We start from the raw sequence: 18,744 nt of genomic DNA, 5'->3' as shown, positions 1-18,744 counted from the left end.
CAATTGCATAGCTTTACTACCAAACGGGGGCCGAGCAACGTTGGCTGAGATTGTAACGAGTGTGTTACTGACCGTTGAACCTGACCTGGGTCATGCCAGCGGAGGAAGAGGTATATGGAATCGGTATCACGGTGTCGCATTCGAGGCGAAGGAAGCTTGTTTGCGTGCACGTATGATAAGATCACACTCAACCATCCGAGGCGGATGGTTTTTTTATACCATTCGTCCGGTGAGTTGGGATGGGTATACGGCTTCTTCTGTTTGTCTGAATCGACTCAGGCAGGCGGAGGAAGCCGTTTTTTTATGTCCCCATTAGAAGGAGGTAAACGATGGTTGTTCAGCTTAATGGGAAAAAAGTAGAGTTGGCGGAAGAGATCACAACAGTGCGAGCCTTGCTTGCTTCTTATTCCCTGCAAGAGAAGATTGTCGTCGTTGAGCGAAATGGTGAAATCATTGATCGCCAAGCGTACGAACAAACACCGATTGCAGACGGAGATCGCATAGAAATCGTTCATTTTGTCGGAGGAGGATGACCATCATGGATACATTGAAAATTGGACCTTACGAGTTTCGCTCCCGCTTGCTTTTGGGCACAGGTAAATTCGCAGATTTGGATACACAAGGAAAAGCGGTAGAGGTGTCTGAAGCAGAAATTTTGACATTTGCCATTCGTCGATTGAATTTGGAAAATCCGCAAGAACCGAACTTTTTGGAACAGCTCGACTTGAAAAAATTCACCCTGCTGCCGAATACGGCAGGTGCCTACACAGTTGAGGAAGCGGTGCGCATTGCACGCTTGGCAAAAGCATCTGGTCTGTGTGACATGATCAAGGTCGAAGTGATCGGAGACCCGAAAACATTGCTGCCTGATCCAATTGGTACACTCGAAGCTTCGAAAATCTTGGTAGAAGAAGGCTTTATCGTGCTGACCTACACCAATGATGATCCGATTCTCGCCAGACGTCTGCAAGAAGTGGGCGTACACGCTGTTATGCCAGGTGCTTCGCCAATCGGTTCTGGACAAGGAATTGTCAACGAAAACAACATCCGCTTTATCATCGAGGATGCCAAGGTACCGATTATCGTGGATGCAGGGATTGGCTCTCCAGCTGACTGCGCAAAAGCAATGGAGCTGGGAGCGGACGGTGTCTTGCTGAATACAGCAGTCGCCCTCGCTGACAATCCTGTCCTGATGGCAGAAGCGATGAAGCTCGGGGTGGAAGCAGGTCGCAAAGGCTTCCTCGCTGGCCGTATCGCGAAAAAACGCTATGCTTCCGCGAGCAGCCCGACTGAAGGGATGATTGAGTAGCGTGGATCGACTGACGGAAGCGGTAGAATCGATTGCCAGCCGCAAAGAAGAGCTGTTCGCATTATTGGCAGAGCTCGTTTCTCATCCGACGGTAAGTCCCCCCGCACGAAACAGCGATCAAGCACAAGCTGTAATCGCAAACCGACTGCAAGCGATGGGATTCGAAGTGGATCGCTGGACGGTCTATCCAGGGGACGACAATGTCGTAGGTCGCTTACCAGGCAGTGCCTCTACTCATGCAAACAGCCTGATTATCAACGGGCATATCGATGTGGCTGAGGTTGGAGACGATTCAGGGTGGACCTATGCCCCTTTTTCGCTGTCATATGGTACGGATGGACGTCTGTACGGCCGTGGTGTTGCCGATATGAAAGGTGGACTGGCAGCGAGCTTGTTCACAATCCAAATGCTGCGTGAACACGGACTAGAGCTGAAAGGTGATCTGCTCTTTCAATCCGTCATCGGAGAAGAAGCAGGTGAAGCAGGGACGTTGGTCGCTATCGAGCGAGGCTATCAGGCAGACTATGCCGTCGTTGTGGATACGAGCAATCTGCAGATGCAAGGGCAGGGCGGTGTCATTACTGGCTGGATCACGATTGAGAGTCCGACAACGCTGCATGACGGAATGCGCGCACAGACGATTCATGCAGGTGGACGTGTTCGTGGAGCGTCTGCTATCGAGAAAATGACAAAGGTAATCACAGCTCTACAGGAGCTGGAGCGGGACTGGGCTGTTATGAAGTCCTATCCCGGTTTCCCTGCGGGCAGCAACACGATCAATCCTGCCGTCATCGAAGGAGGGCGTCACGCTGCGTTCATCGCGGACCGTTGCGCTCTATGGATTACGGTTCATTTTTACCCAAATGAATCGTATGAAGAGATCATTCGAGAAATCGAGGATCATATCGGACGTGCGGCAGCTGCCGATCTGTGGCTGAGGGACCATCCACCAACATTCCGGTGGGGGGGACGTTCCATGATTGAGGAGCGCGGAGAAATCTTTCCTTCCCTGGAGCTGGATACCGGGCATCCGGGTCTGGCCACGCTGCAATCCGCTTATGAAGGTCAATTGAAGCAAGCGCCTGTCGTCAATATGTCGCCGACTGTAACAGATGCAGGCTGGTTCGCGCATGCTGGCATTCCGGCTGTGCTTTTCGGACCTGGTGAGCTCACGTATGCGCATGCTGTAGACGAGTCGATTGATCCTGACCAGCTTGTTCATTTTGCCCAGATCATGGCCCGTTTTATCGCCACCTGGTGCAATACCTCAAAGGAAGCAAAGGAGTGAGTCTATCATGACAACCTTTACGGATCGTTTGCGAAAGAGTGTAGCTCCGATCTGGGAGCGTGTTCATCAACATCCTTTCGTTACAGGACTTGGAGATGGCAGCCTGCCAGTTGGCGCATTCAAATATTACATGAAGCAAGACTACATCTACCTGATTGATTACGCGAAAATGTTCGCGATTGCGAGTGTCAAGGCGTACGATCTGGAAACGAGCTCCCGGTTCGCTGCTTTGCAAGAGTCTACGCTGAACACAGAGATGGAGCTGCATCGTCAATATGCCGAGCGTTTTGGCATCTCCCGCGCGGAACTGGAAGCAACAGAGCCTTCGTTTGTCATGCTGGGGTATACCAGCTACATGTTGCGTGTCGCTCATCAAGGGTCTTTGGCAGAATTGGTGAGTGCACTTCTCCCTTGCACGTGGAGCTATTGGGAAATCGGCAAGCGCTTGGCACAAGTAGAAGGGGCCTTGGATCACGAACTGTATGGCGAATGGGTTCGCATGTACAGCTCTGATGAGTTCGGTGCGCTTGCGATTTGGCTCATGGACATCATGAATCAGCTGGCGGAAGGAAAGCGCGAGCAAGAGCTGGCTAGAATGGAAGAGTATTTTGTGAATACCTCCAAAATGGAGTACATGTTCTGGGACATGTCCTACAGAGAGGAAATGTGGCCGTGGGAGAACAACTAGCTTTCGCCGACGTCAGCTTTTCGTATGGTGACAAGCAGATTCTCGATCATTTTGATCTGCGTGTGGAAAAAGGGGAGTTCGTCAGCTTGATCGGTCCGAGCGGGATCGGAAAAAGCACCTTGTTTCAACTTATCGCAGGTCTTCTTACGCCGGGTCAAGGCGAAATCAGACTCGGCAGTGTACAAGTAGAAAATCGTTTGGGGCAGGTCGGCTATATGCCCCAACGCGATTTGCTCATGCCATGGCGTACCATTGTCGAAAATGCTGCTCTGCCGTTAGAAATCAAAGGCATGACGAAAAAAGAAGCGCATGAGCAAGTAAGGCAGCAATTGCCGAGATATGGGCTTTCGGATTGGGCGGACAGCTATCCAGCCCAGCTCTCCGGTGGGATGCGTCAACGTGTTTCCTTTTTGCGCGCATTGTTTTCAGGTGCAGAAATGATGCTGCTGGATGAGCCGTTTAGTGCATTGGATGGGATTACGAGAATGGACATGCAAGAGTGGCTGATGGAACAGTGGCAGGAAACAGGCAGTACGATGCTGATGATTACACATGACATCGACGAAGCTATTTTGCTTGCCGATCGTATCATCGTGCTGACAGGGAGCCCCATTACCAAGCCGATTGAATTCACCGTTCCAGTAAGCAGACCTCGAACGGCAAGCAGCCGCAACCAAGCCGGATTTTTGGCATTGCGAGAACAAATCTGGGAGCTGCTTCGTCAGGAGCGCCAAGGCACGATGAAGCCGTTGAGGAGAGAAGCATGATGGGGAGAGGGCTCTGGTTTGGCATCTCCATCGCCATTTTTCTCCTGGTGTGGGAAGCCGTTTGTCGTTTCCTCGGAGTGCCGCCATTCATTTTACCGCCGCCTAGCGCTGTGGTTGTGTCTTTGTGGGATTTACGTGCCTCGTTAGTGGGGGTGCATCTTTGGGCGACGTTACAAGAAGTGCTGCTGGGACTCTCGATCTCGATTGTGTTTGGAATCTCTCTTGCATTTGCGATGATTCGCAGTCGGATTGTGGAACGCTTGGTCTATCCGTATATCGTCATATCCCAAACAATCCCAATAATAGCATTATCACCCGTTTTTATTTTGTGGTTCGGGTATGATTTATCTGGAAAAATCGCCGTTACGATTCTGTTTACTTTCTTTCCGATCGTCGTCAACACGTATGATGGGCTTCGTTCGACTGATAAGGAAATGCTCCAGCTGTTAAAAACAATGGGAGCGACAAATGGTCAAATTTTTACGAAGCTGCAATTGCCATCGAGTTTACCGCATTTTTTCAGTGGTCTTAAGGTAGCTGCGACCTACAGTGTGGCTGGAGCGACGATTGGGGAGTGGCTGGGAGCGAGTGAGGGACTCGGGTATTTTGGCAGACGGGCGTCAGGTAATTTTCAAGCGCCAGCGCTTTTTGCCTCGGTCCTGTTACTCTCGATTCTCGGCATACTGCTGTTCTGGCTGGTTGGACGGATCGAACGACATTTTTCCCCGCATATGAAAATCAAAGGAGAACAACAATGAAACCTTTCAACAAATGGACGAAAGCATTTATGGCACTTACATTGGCAACAGGTCTTGCTGCTTGCGGCAATCAGGCGAGCTCAGATGCAGGCCAAGCGCAACCCCCTGCTGAAAAAGGAGCGGAGCCGACAGAGCTGACGATTGCGCTCGATTGGTATCCAAATGCTGTACACTCCTTCTTGTATGCAGCAGAGGAGCAAGGCTATTTCAAAGATGAGAACCTCAAGGTGACCATGCAAATGCCTTCAGACAGCAACGATCCACTGAAAATGGCAGCAGCGGGAAAGGTTGATTTGGCGATCAGCTATCAGCATCAGCTTATCCAGGCTCGTTCCGAAGGTGTTCCGGTTGTATCCGTAGGAGCTCTTGTCCGTCATCCACTCAACGTGATCATGACACGTCAGGATAGCGGACTCGATACTCCGCAAAAGCTGGCTGGCAAAAATATCGGGTATCCTTCGATTCCGATCAATGAGTCGATCGTACGCCAAGTCATCAAGCACGCGGGTGCTGACGATGCTGGCTTAACATTTACCGATATCGGCTTCGATATTGTGCCAGCGATGACGGCCAAAAAGGTGGATGCAGTAGTAGGCGGCTACATCAATCACGAGCTGCCGATTTTGGAGAAGCACGGTGTTTCGGTGAATGTCTTCAAGCCATCTGAGTTTGGCGTACCAGACTACTATGAGCTCGTATTGGCGACCAGCGACGATACGTTGGGCAAAAAACAACAGGCTGTGGAAGGGTTCCTCCGTGCGATTGGCAAAGGCCAAGACTATGTGAAGAACAACAAAGAAAAGGCACTCGATCTGTTGCTGACGAAACAGGCAGGCGAATTCCCGTTGGAAGAAGATATTGAGACCAAGAGCTTGGATATCCTGATTCCGTTGATGGATGCGGGAGATAAGCCGTTTGGCTACCAAACTGCGGAATCGTGGCAAACCTTGATTGATTGGATGAAAAAAGAAAAGCTGATTACGACAGACGTCAAGGCTGAAGATATCATGCGCGACCTCGTGAAGTAATCAATGAACATGAAAAAGCACCTCCTTTGCTCGCTTTTGGGAGTCAACTCTCATTAGGGGGTAGTACCATTGTCTTGTAATCACACATGACAAATATTGGTAAATAAACTAAATTGAGAGCCGCCTAATCTATGAAATACCACTTCATAGATTTTGGTGGCTTTTTTCTACTCAAGTAATAGAGTTCCTTCATGGAAAGAGGAAGAGGATGTGCACGAGTTTTCATGAATGCAAACTCTCTGGTTGATTCTCTCCTAAATACTGATTGAAAGGAAATGATCCGGTGAAATAAATGTACGATTGAACCTGTCTCTCAAATCCCACAAACGTCATATCCTACATACAAACATAAGCTCGCAGATGGGTATGAATTCCGTGAATAATAAGTGAAATGTCATTAGGATACAGGATTTTTACGTCGTAGCGATAGTTCAGGAGAAAAGTCACCTTGAATACCCATTTACAACCGAAGAACAGACAATTGTTTGATGGGCGATGCCCTGGATCGATTCTAATCTTAAATATACATTATTGTTCCTAAAAAGAGAGAAAGAGGGAGAGTATGGCTAAAACCAGGATTATAGTCTGTAATACCTTACATCCTTTTGTGACAGGTGGCAGCGAGTTGTTCGCTGCCAAATTGACTGAACAATTAAACGAGGCGGGACATCAAGCCATACTCGTCACTTTTCCGTTTCAATTCGGGAGGTTTAGAAAAGATAACCTAGTCCGCGCTTGTACTCCCTGGGAAAGTCTCGATTTAAGCAAAATGGCGGATGTTGTCATACCGCTCCGTTTTCCAACCTGGCTGGTTCAACATCCCAATAAAATTGTATACCTCAACCACCAGCTTCGGATTGCCTACGACTTGTTTGATACACCATACGGTCCATCCAAGAATTCAGATACTCAATTAGCAAGAAAATACGTGGTGGCTGCAGATACCGCACTGGCCAAATCCAAAAAAATATTTGCTGTATCTCGAAATGTTCAGCAGCGACTCAAAACATTTAACAAATTGGACAGTGAACTGCTCTATCATGGACTACCCTTGGAAGAAAGGCATTACGCGGGTAACAGTGGCGACTATATCTTGTCTGTTGGGCGGCTGGTCTCCATGAAGCGAGTAGACCTGCTGATCAAGGCTATGGAACAGACAAAGAGTGGGGTGATGTGCTATATCGTAGGAGATGGTATGGAGCGGCCAAAGCTGGAAAAGTTAATCGCAGAATGCAAGCTGCAAGAGAGAGTTCAACTCCTGGGGTGGGTTTCTGACGAGAAGCTTATTGAGCTTTATGCCAATTCACTTGGTGTTTACTACGCTCCCGTGGACGAGGACTATGGGCTGGTTACCTTAGAAGCCTTCAAATCTTCAAAGCCGATTCTTACGACCACTGATTCTGGCGGAGTTCTTGAGTTTGTACAAGACGGCATGAATGGTAAAGTACTACCTTCAGAACCTAAAGCTTTTGCCGAGGCAATCGATCTTCTATACAACGATCGAGCACTTTCTTTACTTATGGGTACTACAGGAGCTGAAACTATTAAGCAGATTACTTGGCAACATTGTATTCGTCGATTGGAGGATAATTTCTGAGGGGGATGAACAAATGTCAATTGTCAGTGAGAAAGTGATAGACAAGGCCCTCAAAGAATATGGCATAACTGAAAAAGAGATATGTATGATCACGGAAAGAAGTGACAGGCTCGTTTGGCGAGTTACCACCCAAAAAGGCGACTATGCCCTCAAGTTCGTAGCGAAAAAATCAGCTTCAACGATTGCTGAAGTGAGCAAATACTTAGCAAAAATGGGGGTACCCGTAATCATTGTATTGCCCACGATATATGGTGACTCATTTGTCAGACTTAAAGATGGTTGCTTATTGCTATTTCCATGGGTAAAGGGAGCAGTGCCACGCTATGAGGAACCGAATATGACTGAACGAATCGTAACCTTGCTTGCTATCTTTCACGAGAGATCTCGAGGGTTTGTCTCTCAAGCCAACTCGGTCAAGTCAAATCTTGACTGGCCTTCCTATTATTCAAAAAGAATAAAATTTTTAAACGAGATTTCACTGATGGCTCGATCAGACAGTAACCCGTTTTTTCAACTATTTTTCGATCATTATTCATGGCTTCAGAAGCGATGCACATGGGTGATAGAACGCCTGCCCCACACTGGCTTTACCAATTTGGCAAAGTTAGCTCGTCTTGACCCTCTCCTTGGACACGGTGATTACTCTCAGGCAAATCTCCTTCTCGACAATAACGGTGAGCTTACGATTATCGATTTAGATAATGTAAGCATATCCCTACCCATATGGGATCTCTCTCGATTAATAACATGGATGAACCACGCTCTGCAGGATTGGTCTCTAGAGAGATTCGAAATGGTTTTAAACACCTACCAACAAGTACGCGAACTTACTGAAAATGAGAAAGAGCTTCTACTCATCGATCAGGTTTTTCCCCATCAGGTGATTGATTTGGCGAGGAAGTACAACCGAAAAACCGCTGGACCCACCACGTTCGAAGAATTAAAACGTTCTATAGAAATTGATAAGAAAAAAATACGTGATTTACGGCTTTGACCGAAATAAAAACAAGTAAAGCTGACAGATGCTTATCCTCATCTGCAGCCGGTACTCACACTTATTTTCTATTCAGGCTGTGAGGAGAGGGGCAGACATATTTCTGCGGTCATCCCTTTACCTGTGTCGCTTGATAACTGAAGTCGTCCATGATGAGCGGCGGCAATACGAGCAACCATCGGCAGGCCCAATCCATGACCATTGTGAACTGGGGTATTTCTTTTGGACGAATAGGGCAATTCCAGCAAGTCTGGAAGCAAGTGTTTTGCGATGCCTCTGCCGTTGTCTGCGATAATGAGACAAGCGTGCTGCTGATCTGGTGACAGCGTGGTTTGCACAAGTATGTGACAGCCATCAGGATTGTGTATGATGCTGTTTTGAACCAGGTTCGTGATGGCGCGGGTGAGAAGTTTTTCATCACCCATCACGAAGCATTGCTCTGTCGTTACATCTAGCTCGATGGTATAAGCTTCCGGCAAACCGTTGTTCAAAAAATCTGAGACGATTCGACGGGCGAGTGTCGAGGTGCGAATCGTTTTCGTATGGAGAGGCTGCATTTCGTATTCGAGCATGGAGACGAGATTCAAATCGCTGACAAGGGAACGGAGCTTTTCACCCTGTTTTCGAATGATGCTCGCTTTTTGCTGCTGTTCGTAGGGAACCTCTTCGCTTTCTTCCAGTTCACTGGCATACCCGAGCACCATTGATAAAGGTGTGCGTATATCATGGGAGATTCCAGCTATCCAGTTCGAGCGTGCTTCATCTCTCGCCTTAAGTAGATCGTTTTTCTCTTGCAGTAGCTTTGACGCATGATTAATGCTCCTGGCGATCCCGCTGAGCATTCCTTTTGCCTCGACCTGTGTCTGCTGCTCTTCTGCCAGGGCGTGAATCCCGCTAATCAGTGGACGGATGGCTCGAATGAGACGAGAGCCGATGAGAAGCGAGAGAAGAGCGGCGAGGAGGATATTCCCAATCACTAAAGCCAGTAATCGAAATGGCAGGTCACTAATCCAGCTGATGGGAAAATGAAACTGGTATTTGGCCAGACTGTCCTTCGGGTAGCCTACGACGATCAGCCCCATCTCATGCTCCCAAACAAAAACAGGATAATCCTGCAAGTAATTTCGCGAGAGCTGCGCTACCTCAGCAAGGGAATAGGTACGAGGTAATTGTTCAGGTAACGCTTCGTTCCAGATGACTTGTCCATTGTTCGCGATCAGCATGGCCCATGCCTGGCTCTTTCGTAGCCAATCTTGTGCTTTTGCATCCAATACGTAATGGTCACCGATTTTGTGGAGACCTTCTGCGACACTTTGTGTGACGTGAACCGGAGGATATCCCTCATTCATGCCTTTGAACACAAATGTACCCAGAATCACATAATTGACGATAAGCAAGAAGACGGCGATCAAGACAGAAGCACCCGTATAACGACGTAAAATTCGTGCAGCTCCATCCATCTATGACTCTTCCTTTACTAGCAATTTGTACCCGAGCCCTCTTACAGTCAGCAAATACTCCGGTGATGAAGGACAGGGCTCGATTTTTTCGCGAATGCGCCGCATATGCACCATAAGTGTATTTTCATACCCATAGTAATCGTCGCCCCAGACGGACTGGCAGAGAGCATCACTCGTGACAATTCGTCCCCGATTTTCATAGAGCTTACGGAGGAGTGCGTGTTCTTTGGCAGTCAAAGAGTATTCCATTTGATTTCTTGTAACGATAGCGGCTTCCAGGTCAATCGTACTGTCACCAAGCTGAAAAACGGGCTGGCGATCGATTTGGGGAGGGGCGTATACTCGCCGCAATATGACCAGGAGCCGAAGAACGAGCTCGCGTGGTAAAAATGGTTTGACAATATAGTCGTCAGCGCCTAGACCGAGTCCGAGTAACCGATCCTCATCTTCCCCTCTGGCGGAGAGAAAAACGACGGGGATTTGCGTGAAACGGCGAATCGAGGTCAATAGCTCAAACCCATCGCCATCAGGCAGCATGACATCCAGGATCGCTACATCAGGCTTGTCCGAAGCGCATACAGCTAACGCCTCTCTACAGCTCCCCGCATGAAAAATGCGAGAGAATCCCTCTTTTCGCAAAAATCCATCGATCATACTTCTAATTTCTAGCTCATCTTCCACGATGAGCACTTTTTTTTGCTTCCATTCTTCCATCATTCAGATCACCCGTATTCATTATACTCGCTCTGTTTGTGTGTTCTACCCTTCATGAATCAATTTAAGGTTGTCGTAAGGTTCCTGTCAGCTTATCGAAGGGTTGGGACTCTATGATTTGGTAGCAGAGAACAACAGATAGGAGTGAGTGAGGCATGAATGCAGTGATCAGTACACAAGACCTTTCCAAGCGATATGGGGGGACGTATTCCGTTCATAAAGTGAATCTTGCGGTAGGAGAAGGCGAGGTATATGGCTTCCTTGGTCCAAATGGCGCAGGAAAATCGACAACACTCAAAATGCTGTTAGGATTAGTCAAGCCGACAGAAGGAAGCGTTTCTGTATTTGGAAAGGACTTCAATAGTGATCGACTTGAGATTTTGAGTCAGACGGGTTCCTTGATAGAGTCGCCGTCCTATTACGGACATCTTACCGGTCTCGAAAACATGCGCGTCATGCAACGCCTGCGCAATGTCCCGGACAAACAGGTAGAGAAAGCCTTGCAGATCGTCCGTTTGGAAAAGCAAAAACATAAAAAGGTAGACCAGTATTCTCTCGGAATGAAACAGCGTCTCGGAATTGCTATGGCTTTGCTGCATTTTCCAAAGCTCGTCATTCTTGATGAACCGACAAACGGGCTGGACCCTGCGGGAATCGGAGAAATACGAGAACTGATTCAATCGTTGCCACAGCTTTATGGGATGACGGTATTGCTCTCTAGTCATTTGCTCTCGGAAATCGAGCACGTGGCGACGTCCGTTGGCATTATTCACGGGGGAAAACTGTTGTTTCAAGGGAGTATGGAGCAGCTGCAGCGGAATAGCAAGTCTCGTGTCCGAATCAAAACAGAAGATAATGAAAGAGCGAGAAGCGTTCTTCATGACATAGAGCTATCTCCGAGTCTGCAAGACGGCTTCCTCGTATTGGAAGGCATGAAGGATAGGGAGGTAGCGAAGACAAATCGGGCGCTGATCATGGCGGGGATTGACGTTTATCGGATTGAAGAGCACAGAAAAAGCCTGGAGAGTATCTTCCTATCGCTCACGGGGAAGGAGGGGAGTCTATAGTGAGGATTCTACTCCTGGAGTTTTATAAAATTCGGCATAAACATTTGTTTCTTATGATTGCCATTCTGTTGGGCGTCGAATTGGCATGGGGATTTATGGCTGTCAGTAGCTCCATGACGAAAGATCCGAATGCAGCCTCGTGGAGCGCCATATTGGTCACGATTTCAGCCATGAACGGCTTGTTCCTGCCCATCGGTTCGGCTGTCATCGTTTCACGGATTGGCGACATGGAGCACAAAGGTCGTACATGGAAACAATTGATGGCTGCGTCTGTCAGCAGAAAATCGATTTATGCGGCAAAATTTATATGTGCGGCTGTTTTGATGGTGTTTGCCATATTGCTACAGGCATTGGCTATCGTTGTTTTTGGCATTGGCTATGGCTTAACAGAGCCCGTCCCCATTGCGCTCATGACTCGCTTTTTTGCAGGGGCTATGCTGACGAATCTGGTGGTGATCGCCCTGCAGCAATGGGTTTCTCTTGCTATCAAAAATCAGGCGTTCAGTCTAAGTCTAGGGATGATCGGGGGCTTCATCGGAATGACAGCAAGCTTGTTTCCGCCACAAGTAGGACGCCTTTTCATCTGGTCGTACTACGTAGATTTTTCGCCTGTTACGTATCAATTCGTAAATGAAACGATCCTGTTTACGACACGCGAAATCGGCGCACATGTACCCATCATCGTTTTGCTCATGGGCATCGCATTTTATATGGCAGGGAGCATTCACGTATCCCGGCTAGACGTATAAGGAGGATCTCGTATGCTACGAAGATGTTTGGAAGCTGAATGGGGAAAGCTGCGTCACTCTCGGATGTGGCTAATATTGCTGGTGCTTCCCGTTTTGAGTACGCTGATCGGCTTCGCGAATTACTGGATGAATCAAGCGATCCTGCGAAATGGCTGGTACAGTCTATGGACGCAGGTGAGCTTGTTCTATGGTGAATTTTTCTTGCCGATTCTTATCGCGATTTGCTGTGCGTTCGTATGTCGACTGGAGCATGTAAATCGCAACTGGAATATAGTTCTGACAGCACCCGTAGCGGTATCTCAAGTTTTTCTCGCCAAGGTAATGATGGTCAGCATTCTCATATTTTTCGTGCAGCTATTCTTTCTCGCACTCTATATTTGTGCTGGATTCGTAGCTGGACTCCCCGCACATTTTACCTTTCCACCTGAAGTGTTTGGATGGATCATGCGAGGCTGGCTCGCTTCGCTCACTATCATTGTCTTTCAACTATGGCTTTCCATGCGGATACAGAGCTTTGCTTTACCAGTTGGCATAAGTGTATGCTCTGTGTTTATAGGATTGGGCTTGTATGTGTCTGGGCTCGGGTTGTTTTTTCCGCAGTCACTATTGACGATTGGGATGGGTGTGCTTAGTCAAGATAGTATGACAGTAGGGGAGCTTGGGACGTTTGTGGTCATGTGCGTATTGTTTGTGACGGGCGGTTGTGCGCTTGGGATTCGTCGTCTTATCCGAGCAGATGTCATGTCACAATAACCGTTTCCCTTTCCTGTTAAACAACCTTATAATAGAGAGGTTGAATGCTTGAATAAGGAGAATTTTCCATGGACGATAAACACATTAACAAAACCAATAGCAAATGGGTCATCTGGGGCTTTGTTCTCAGTGTTCTCGCTTGTGCTGTGTCTATGGTGATTTTCATCTATGTAATGCGAAACTAAACAGCACACAGTGGGGGAAGTCAAAAACCGCTCGGAAGGAAGAGCGGTTTTTTGCTGTAGTATTAAGGAGAGATTGCTTTTATTTTTCGCACGACTTCCTCTTGCGTCAGTTGGTTTAACTCGGAAAAGCCGGCGCTTGTGAGGGCAATTGTTTTTCCTTCATAAATGGGATATACGCCTTGCCAGATACCGGCTGTACTGTACAGCTGTGAACCGCGCACTTTTCGTAAAAACAATAAATAATTTCCCTCCGACAGCGGTCCAGGATATTGTAAGTTGAGTGGACTGGAAGCATCGGGAAGCGGCTCGACTCCAGTGCTAACCACAGTTAATAATCTGGATGACGTGCCTTTTATGGTGGTTTTCACCTGGAGACTTTGTGTGTAGTTCACGATTTTGCCTTGGGGGATGGTACGACCAGTTGGATACGCTTGATGGGCACTGTCTACCCAAGCAATGACGATCAGGTCGCACTTTTTGACGAGCTCCGCAAGAGAAGGGAAGGTTGAGGCGTCCACTTGGACACGGCCCATGTCGGTCTGTGCATGTACAGGGAATGAAAAGATACAGAGAAGAGATAGGCATAACAGCAGTCGATACAGCATGGAACCGAATTCCTCCCTTTCAAAAGTCTTGAAGGTAGTATGAACGGAATCGGAACAGGTTATCCCTGTTTATTTTTAGTATAATGGTAATATTCCGAATAAAAAGAATACATGCTATCATGGGTTCGTACTGTGATTGGCTGAAATCGCTCAGACTAAGACAAGGAGGTTACCATGAATCATTTATTTGTTTATCGACGTGTCTGTACATGGTTTTTCGTGCTGGCTCTCTTGTTTCAGGTAGCGGCATCGCCTGCGCTTGCCAGAGAAGAGAGCGCTCCTTCTGGTACACTTGCGCTCAGCATAGAAAAATACCTCGCTGATTTGAAAAACGATGAGAACAGCAAAGGGATGTACGCAGGAATCGCCATCTACGATCTGACAGACAACAAGTACTTATATAAGCACAACGCCGCGCGCAATTTTATCCCGGCTTCCAACATGAAGCTGTTTACGACAATGGCAGGTCTCGATAAGCTGGGGCCAGATTATCAGTGGAAGACCGATGTTTTCGCCTCAGGCAAGGTACAACCAAGTGGGGTTCTGCAAGGAGACCTGATTTTAAAAGGCTATGGCGATCCGAGCCTGACACCAGCAGATTTGCAAACAATGGCAAAAGCCATCAAAGATCTGGGGATCAAACAAATAAAAGGAAACCTGCTACTCGATGAAAGCTATTTCGATGAGACAAGATTGGGTACGAGCTGGATGTGGGATGACGAACCATATGGGTACAGCGCGCAGGTAAGTGGATTAGCGGTCAACAAAAACTTCACGACACTAACAGCTACTCCTGGTAAAACGGTGAACGAAGCTCCCGTCTTGACGATGAATCCAGCTACGACATACATAACGGTGACAAACAAACTGATAACGACGGAAGGCAAGGAGAGCAATGTGCTGGTCGAGCGTCCACGCGGGAAAAATGAAATCATCGTATCCGGAACAATTGGTGTCAATGCGGCACCTTATGATGAAGATGTCACGATGGAAGACCCGGCTTTTTATGTGGGTGATTTATGGAAAGAGGAGCTGCTGAAACAAGGAATCAAATTGAATCCGCAGGTGGAACTGAAAAAAACAGTGCTGCAAAGCGGAGTTCCCCTCTATACTCATTTATCCAAGCCGTTGAGTGAAATCACGATAGAGCTCAACAAGGATAGCGACAACTTCTACGCAGAGATGCTTTTGAAGACACTGGGCGTTACCCAGAAGGGAGAGGGCAGCTTCGAGGCTGGCAGTGAAGCGGTCGCAGACGTAATGAAGCGCGCGGACATTGATACGGGCTTCCGCCAGGTCGATGGTTCGGGGTTATCGAGATTTAATATGATCACACCGGAACAGATGATCGAGACGCTCATCTTTTTGCAAGAGCAGGAATATCGAACCGAACTGGAAGAATCACTCCCGATTGCAGGGGTAGACGGCACGCTGAAAAACCGTATGAAAGGAACGAGTGCGGAAAAGAATTTGGCTGCAAAGACAGGCTCGCTAAGCGGCGTCAACACCATGTCGGGCTATGTAACCGCCAAAAATGGTCATAAGCTGGCCTTTTCGATTTTGATCAACGGTATTTATAAATCGAAGTATGCGAGGGAGCTGCAGGACCGAATCGGGATATTGCTCACGACTTACCCGGATATCGTAGCGCCAGAAGGGTTCAACCCCCCACCAGAAAAATCGTACGAACTATCCGCTTTGATCGATCCCATCCTGGATACCCCGGAAGCAGCTGGAGTAACGGCTAGCATCATGATCAAATCGTTAGACACAGCTGGTGAGCCCATCCTGTACGAGAGGGATGCAGACACATTACTCACTCCAGCCTCTAATCTGAAGCTGCTGACGACAGCAACAGCTCTGAACCAGCTCGGTTCGGATTATGTTTTCAAAACGGAAGTGTACGGAGATGCGCCAATCACCCCTTCTGGCGTACAGCAGGGCAATTTGTATGTGAAAGGATTCGGCGATCCTACCTTGCATACGGAGAATGCACTTCAGGTGCAGGAAGGTGTCTCGATAGAAAAAATCGCAGGCTGGATCAAGCAACAAGGAATCAAGCAAATCAAAGGGAATCTCGTCATGGACGAAAGCTACTTTGACCAACAGCGCCTTGGTCTCGGCTGGGCGTGGGATGACGAGAGCTATTATTACAACCCGACCATAGGGGCTCTTGCTCTAAACCGTGGAACGGTCATGGTTGAATACAAGCCCGCGGGAAGTGCTGGGGAAGCTGTGCAGATGAATTTGCTTCCGAAGACGAGCTATGTGCAAGTGATCAATGAGGCCAAGACCGTGCAAAAAGGCGAGGACAATACGTTTTCCATTTTGCGTGACCGCGGGACAAATACAATCAGATTGACCGGGAACCTCCCGCTGGATCATGAAGGCGACTACGAACGGGTACCCGTGGAAGAGCCAGCCAAGTATGTCGGGACTGTCCTTAGGGAGGCGTTGGAGCAGCAAGGGATTACGTTTGCTCCGAAGAGTGAGGTCGTCATCCAGCCAGTTCCAACAACGGCAGTCAAGTGGACACAATTTCAGTCGCTTCCACTGAAGGACATCGTTCAGTATCTCAATAAGCGGAGTGACAACTACTACGCGGAGATGCTTCTCAAGACTCTCGGGGCTGCGAAGAAAGGGAGTGGAACGGCAGCAGCAGGTGCAGAGGTCGTCCAGGAAACAGTCGCTTCGCTTGGCGGGAATATCACCTTCGATATGATGGACGGATCAGGTTTGACTCGCTACAATCTGATCTCTGCACGTCAGATCGTAGCCGTCCTGGAGGGAATGACGAAGCAATCAACCTTTGGAGCTTTTAATGAATCCCTGCCAGTAGCTGGAATGGATGGCACTCTGAAAAACCGCTTGAAGGAAACGCCAGCAGCGAATAATCTGCATGCGAAAACAGGCTCGATGACGGGCGTAAACACTTTGTCTGGCTATATGACGACAAAGGGCAAAGAGAAGCTCATTGTTTCGATTATGTTCAATGGGTATGTCGAGGATGAAGAGCTGTTTACGAAGATGCAGGACCAGATCATCACGATTCTGGCGAGTTATGAATAAGGATTGCGCGAAAGAGGAGCCCTATGACCGGGTGCTCCTTTTTTGCTTTGATCGACTCGGTAACTGGGTCAATGCCTGTAGCGGTCAATGAACGGGTGACATATCTATATTCAGATTAGAAAGCAGACGAAGTACAACACAGGGTTGAAGGAGGGGAAATAAGAAGGTGAACCCTACACTCTTTCATTGGAAACGTTTGGAGCAAGTCGTAGCTGAAGTGCTTGTACAGGCTGGTGTCAGAGGTGAGCATGCACGGATTGTCGCTGAGTCATTAGTACACGCCGATTTGCGTGGGATCGAGTCACATGGTTTGTCGAGGCTGCCGATTTATGTACAACGAATCGAAGCAGGCTTGATCGAATTGAACGAGGAACCAGTCGTATGTAAACAGGAGGGAGCAACAGCTCTCGTAGACGGCAAAAACCAGCTGGGTGCTGTCGTCGGGATCGCGGCATTGGAGGAAGCGATTAGACTGTCGCGACAGATGGGAATCGGGGTGGTTGGCGTTCGTCATTCGAACCACTTTGGCTCCTGTTCTTATTATGCCGAACGAGCGATGGCAGAAGGTTTCATTCTTCTTGTACTATCCAATGCGCCTGAAGCGATGGCGCCCACAGGGGGAATTCGCCCGTTTTTCGGGACGAATCCGATTGCTGTTGGGATTCCCGCTGGGGAAGAGTCGCCCTTTTTGCTAGATATGGCTACCAGTGTAGCTGCCAGGGGGAAAATTGCCTTAGCTGCTAAAAAAGGAGAGTCTATTCCGTCCGATTGGGCAATTGATCAACATGGGAAGGAAACGACTGATCCCAAACAAGCCTTGCTAGGCTCTCTATTGCCTATCGGTGGAGCGAAAGGCTACGGACTGGCGATGTTCATTGATATCCTATGTGGCCTGCTGACAGGTGCTGCAGCTGGACCTCATGTGAAAAGTCTGTATGAGAATTGGCATGATCCACAAAATGTCGGTCATCTTTTCTTGACGATTGATATCCAACGATTTATGCCGCTGCCCGCTTTTTACATCAATATGGATGCGTACATTCGTGAGGTGAAAAGCGTGCCTACGAGAGAAGGTGTTTCCGAAATTTTGATACCCGGGGAAATCGAGAGTCGAATAAAGCACGAACGCATGAAAAACGGTATACCATTTGATCTGCCCTTGGCAGAAGAACTCAACCAATTGTGTCGTTCTTATGGAGTCGAGTTGGCGGCAGCGTGCCATACTGTGTGATCAGATTTCCGCTCACCGATGGTTTCACGGACAATTCCTCTGACATAGACTAATGTCATCGGTTTGGAAAGGAGTGAACCGCCTATGCAACGGCATATGTGCAAAGGCAAAATTCACAGGGCGACAGTAACGCAGGCCGAATTGGATTACGTGGGGAGTATCACGATTGACGTTGCTCTCATGGACGCGGCTGATATCAAGCCTTATGAAATCGTACAAATAACCAGCTTGCGTAATGCCACGCGCTGGAAAACATACGCGTTACCCGGTGCGCTAGGTAGTGGAGTTATTTGTCTGAATGGTCCACCCGCTCATCTATTCTCGCCAGGAGATATCGTCATCATTTTGAGTATGGGCATGTACGATGAGTCTGAGCTTGATCAGCTCGTACCCAAGGTTGTGTTTGTAGACGAACACAATCGCATTACGAAAATAGAGGAGCATCATCTTATAAAGAATGGAGAGACACTGCCATAAAACCG

18 protein-coding genes and 1 riboswitch are annotated in these 18,744 nt (G+C 48.2%); of the genes, 15 read left to right on the top strand and 3 right to left on the bottom strand.

The window, feature by feature from the left end; genetic code table 11:
* Positions 1-13 precede the first annotated feature (13 nt).
* Positions 14-124: riboswitch (TPP riboswitch) on the top strand.
* 205 nt (positions 125-329) lie between these two features.
* From thiS to AB1L17_RS15030, 9 genes are all read left to right on the top strand, one after another.
* Complete coding sequence (gene thiS, locus AB1L17_RS15070) at positions 330-533, top strand: sulfur carrier protein ThiS (RefSeq protein ID WP_412845606.1); 204 nt, start codon at positions 330-332, stop codon at positions 531-533.
* 5 nt (positions 534-538) lie between these two features.
* Positions 539-1,309, top strand: coding sequence for a thiazole synthase (locus AB1L17_RS15065; RefSeq protein ID WP_412845607.1), 771 nt, complete (start codon positions 539-541; stop codon positions 1,307-1,309).
* Positions 1,302-2,597 (top strand): acetylornithine deacetylase, encoded by a 1,296-nt coding sequence (locus AB1L17_RS15060; RefSeq protein WP_412845608.1) that lies wholly within the window; start codon positions 1,302-1,304, stop codon positions 2,595-2,597. Before AB1L17_RS15065 ends, AB1L17_RS15060 begins: the two co-directional genes overlap by 8 nt.
* 7 nt (positions 2,598-2,604) lie before the next feature.
* Positions 2,605-3,285 (top strand): thiaminase II, encoded by a 681-nt coding sequence (tenA, locus tag AB1L17_RS15055; RefSeq protein ID WP_412845609.1) that lies wholly within the window; start codon positions 2,605-2,607, stop codon positions 3,283-3,285.
* On the top strand, positions 3,270-4,052 hold the full coding sequence (locus AB1L17_RS15050; protein ID WP_412845610.1) for an ABC transporter ATP-binding protein: 783 nt from the start codon (positions 3,270-3,272) through the stop codon (positions 4,050-4,052). Before tenA ends, AB1L17_RS15050 begins: the two co-directional genes overlap by 16 nt.
* Positions 4,052-4,810: an ABC transporter permease gene (locus AB1L17_RS15045; RefSeq protein WP_412845710.1), complete on the top strand. Its 759-nt coding sequence runs from the start codon at positions 4,052-4,054 to the stop codon at positions 4,808-4,810. Before AB1L17_RS15050 ends, AB1L17_RS15045 begins: the two co-directional genes overlap by 1 nt.
* On the top strand, positions 4,807-5,838 hold the full coding sequence (locus tag AB1L17_RS15040; RefSeq protein WP_412845611.1) for an ABC transporter substrate-binding protein: 1,032 nt from the start codon (positions 4,807-4,809) through the stop codon (positions 5,836-5,838). Before AB1L17_RS15045 ends, AB1L17_RS15040 begins: the two co-directional genes overlap by 4 nt.
* A 562-nt stretch (positions 5,839-6,400) precedes the next feature.
* Positions 6,401-7,435, top strand: a complete 1,035-nt coding sequence (locus tag AB1L17_RS15035) for a glycosyltransferase family 4 protein (RefSeq protein WP_412845612.1) — start codon at positions 6,401-6,403, stop codon at positions 7,433-7,435.
* A 13-nt stretch (positions 7,436-7,448) separates the two neighbouring features.
* Positions 7,449-8,429, top strand: coding sequence for a phosphotransferase (locus AB1L17_RS15030; protein ID WP_412845613.1), 981 nt, complete (start codon positions 7,449-7,451; stop codon positions 8,427-8,429).
* A 68-nt stretch (positions 8,430-8,497) separates the two neighbouring features.
* Here AB1L17_RS15030 and AB1L17_RS15025 read toward each other — a convergent pair whose 3' ends face one another.
* Both AB1L17_RS15025 and AB1L17_RS15020 read right to left on the bottom strand, forming a co-directional pair.
* A complete protein-coding gene (locus tag AB1L17_RS15025; RefSeq protein WP_412845614.1) occupies positions 8,498-9,889 on the bottom strand; it encodes a sensor histidine kinase in 1,392 nt (463 codons plus the stop codon).
* On the bottom strand, positions 9,890-10,603 hold the full coding sequence (locus AB1L17_RS15020; protein ID WP_412845711.1) for a response regulator transcription factor: 714 nt from the start codon (positions 10,601-10,603) through the stop codon (positions 9,890-9,892).
* Between the two features lie 155 nt (positions 10,604-10,758).
* Here AB1L17_RS15020 and AB1L17_RS15015 point away from each other — a divergent pair, with 155 nt between their 5' ends.
* The 3 genes from AB1L17_RS15015 to AB1L17_RS15005 are packed head-to-tail and all read left to right on the top strand — an operon-like array spanning position 10,759 to position 13,172.
* Positions 10,759-11,670: an ABC transporter ATP-binding protein gene (locus AB1L17_RS15015; RefSeq protein ID WP_412845615.1), complete on the top strand. Its 912-nt coding sequence runs from the start codon at positions 10,759-10,761 to the stop codon at positions 11,668-11,670.
* Complete coding sequence (locus tag AB1L17_RS15010) at positions 11,670-12,419, top strand: ABC transporter permease (RefSeq protein WP_412845616.1); 750 nt, start codon at positions 11,670-11,672, stop codon at positions 12,417-12,419. The genes AB1L17_RS15015 and AB1L17_RS15010 overlap by 1 nt, the downstream gene beginning before the upstream one ends.
* A gap of 12 nt (positions 12,420-12,431) precedes the next feature.
* Positions 12,432-13,172 carry an ABC transporter permease gene (locus AB1L17_RS15005; RefSeq protein WP_412845617.1) on the top strand — a complete coding sequence of 247 codons (741 nt, stop codon included), beginning with the start codon at positions 12,432-12,434 and terminating at the stop codon, positions 13,170-13,172.
* Positions 13,173-13,419: 247 nt separating this feature from the next.
* On the opposite strand, the gene AB1L17_RS15000 is transcribed toward AB1L17_RS15005, so the two are convergent.
* Complete coding sequence (locus tag AB1L17_RS15000) at positions 13,420-13,962, bottom strand: hypothetical protein (protein WP_412845618.1); 543 nt, start codon at positions 13,960-13,962, stop codon at positions 13,420-13,422.
* Positions 13,963-14,136: 174 nt separating this feature from the next.
* On the opposite strand from AB1L17_RS15000, the gene dacB reads away from it, so the two are divergent.
* The 3 genes from dacB to panD all read left to right on the top strand — a co-directional run bounded on the left by dacB (position 14,137) and on the right by panD (position 18,739).
* Positions 14,137-17,031, top strand: coding sequence for a D-alanyl-D-alanine carboxypeptidase/D-alanyl-D-alanine endopeptidase (gene dacB / locus AB1L17_RS14995; RefSeq protein ID WP_412845619.1), 2,895 nt, complete (start codon positions 14,137-14,139; stop codon positions 17,029-17,031).
* Between the two features lie 166 nt (positions 17,032-17,197).
* Positions 17,198-18,262 carry an Ldh family oxidoreductase gene (locus AB1L17_RS14990; protein ID WP_412845620.1) on the top strand — a complete coding sequence of 355 codons (1,065 nt, stop codon included), beginning with the start codon at positions 17,198-17,200 and terminating at the stop codon, positions 18,260-18,262.
* A gap of 84 nt (positions 18,263-18,346) precedes the next feature.
* Positions 18,347-18,739, top strand: a complete 393-nt coding sequence (panD, locus tag AB1L17_RS14985; protein WP_412845621.1) for an aspartate 1-decarboxylase — start codon at positions 18,347-18,349, stop codon at positions 18,737-18,739.
* Positions 18,740-18,744 lie beyond the last annotated feature (5 nt).

The organism is Brevibacillus jepli (genome assembly GCF_047229145.1).
Lineage (GTDB): Bacteria > Bacillota > Bacilli > Brevibacillales > Brevibacillaceae > Brevibacillus.
Note: the sequence above shows the minus strand (reverse complement) of the source record. Positions and strands in the feature narration are given on the sequence as shown.

Coding starts and splice junctions, on each gene's coding strand:
- thiS (WP_412845606.1), top strand. CDS start 330: ATGGTTGTTCAGCTTAATGGGAAAAAAGTAGAGTTGGCGGAAGAGATC.
- AB1L17_RS15065 (WP_412845607.1), top strand. CDS start 539: ATGGATACATTGAAAATTGGACCTTACGAGTTTCGCTCCCGCTTGCTT.
- tenA (WP_412845609.1), top strand. CDS start 2,605: ATGACAACCTTTACGGATCGTTTGCGAAAGAGTGTAGCTCCGATCTGG.
- AB1L17_RS15045 (WP_412845710.1), top strand. CDS start 4,052: ATGGGGAGAGGGCTCTGGTTTGGCATCTCCATCGCCATTTTTCTCCTG.
- AB1L17_RS15040 (WP_412845611.1), top strand. CDS start 4,807: ATGAAACCTTTCAACAAATGGACGAAAGCATTTATGGCACTTACATTG.
- AB1L17_RS15035 (WP_412845612.1), top strand. CDS start 6,401: ATGGCTAAAACCAGGATTATAGTCTGTAATACCTTACATCCTTTTGTG.
- AB1L17_RS15030 (WP_412845613.1), top strand. CDS start 7,449: ATGTCAATTGTCAGTGAGAAAGTGATAGACAAGGCCCTCAAAGAATAT.
- AB1L17_RS15025 (WP_412845614.1), bottom strand. CDS start 9,889: ATGGATGGAGCTGCACGAATTTTACGTCGTTATACGGGTGCTTCTGTC.
- AB1L17_RS15020 (WP_412845711.1), bottom strand. CDS start 10,603: ATGGAAGAATGGAAGCAAAAAAAAGTGCTCATCGTGGAAGATGAGCTA.
- AB1L17_RS15015 (WP_412845615.1), top strand. CDS start 10,759: ATGAATGCAGTGATCAGTACACAAGACCTTTCCAAGCGATATGGGGGG.
- AB1L17_RS15005 (WP_412845617.1), top strand. CDS start 12,432: ATGCTACGAAGATGTTTGGAAGCTGAATGGGGAAAGCTGCGTCACTCT.
- AB1L17_RS15000 (WP_412845618.1), bottom strand. CDS start 13,962: ATGCTGTATCGACTGCTGTTATGCCTATCTCTTCTCTGTATCTTTTCA.
- dacB (WP_412845619.1), top strand. CDS start 14,137: ATGAATCATTTATTTGTTTATCGACGTGTCTGTACATGGTTTTTCGTG.
- panD (WP_412845621.1), top strand. CDS start 18,347: ATGCAACGGCATATGTGCAAAGGCAAAATTCACAGGGCGACAGTAACG.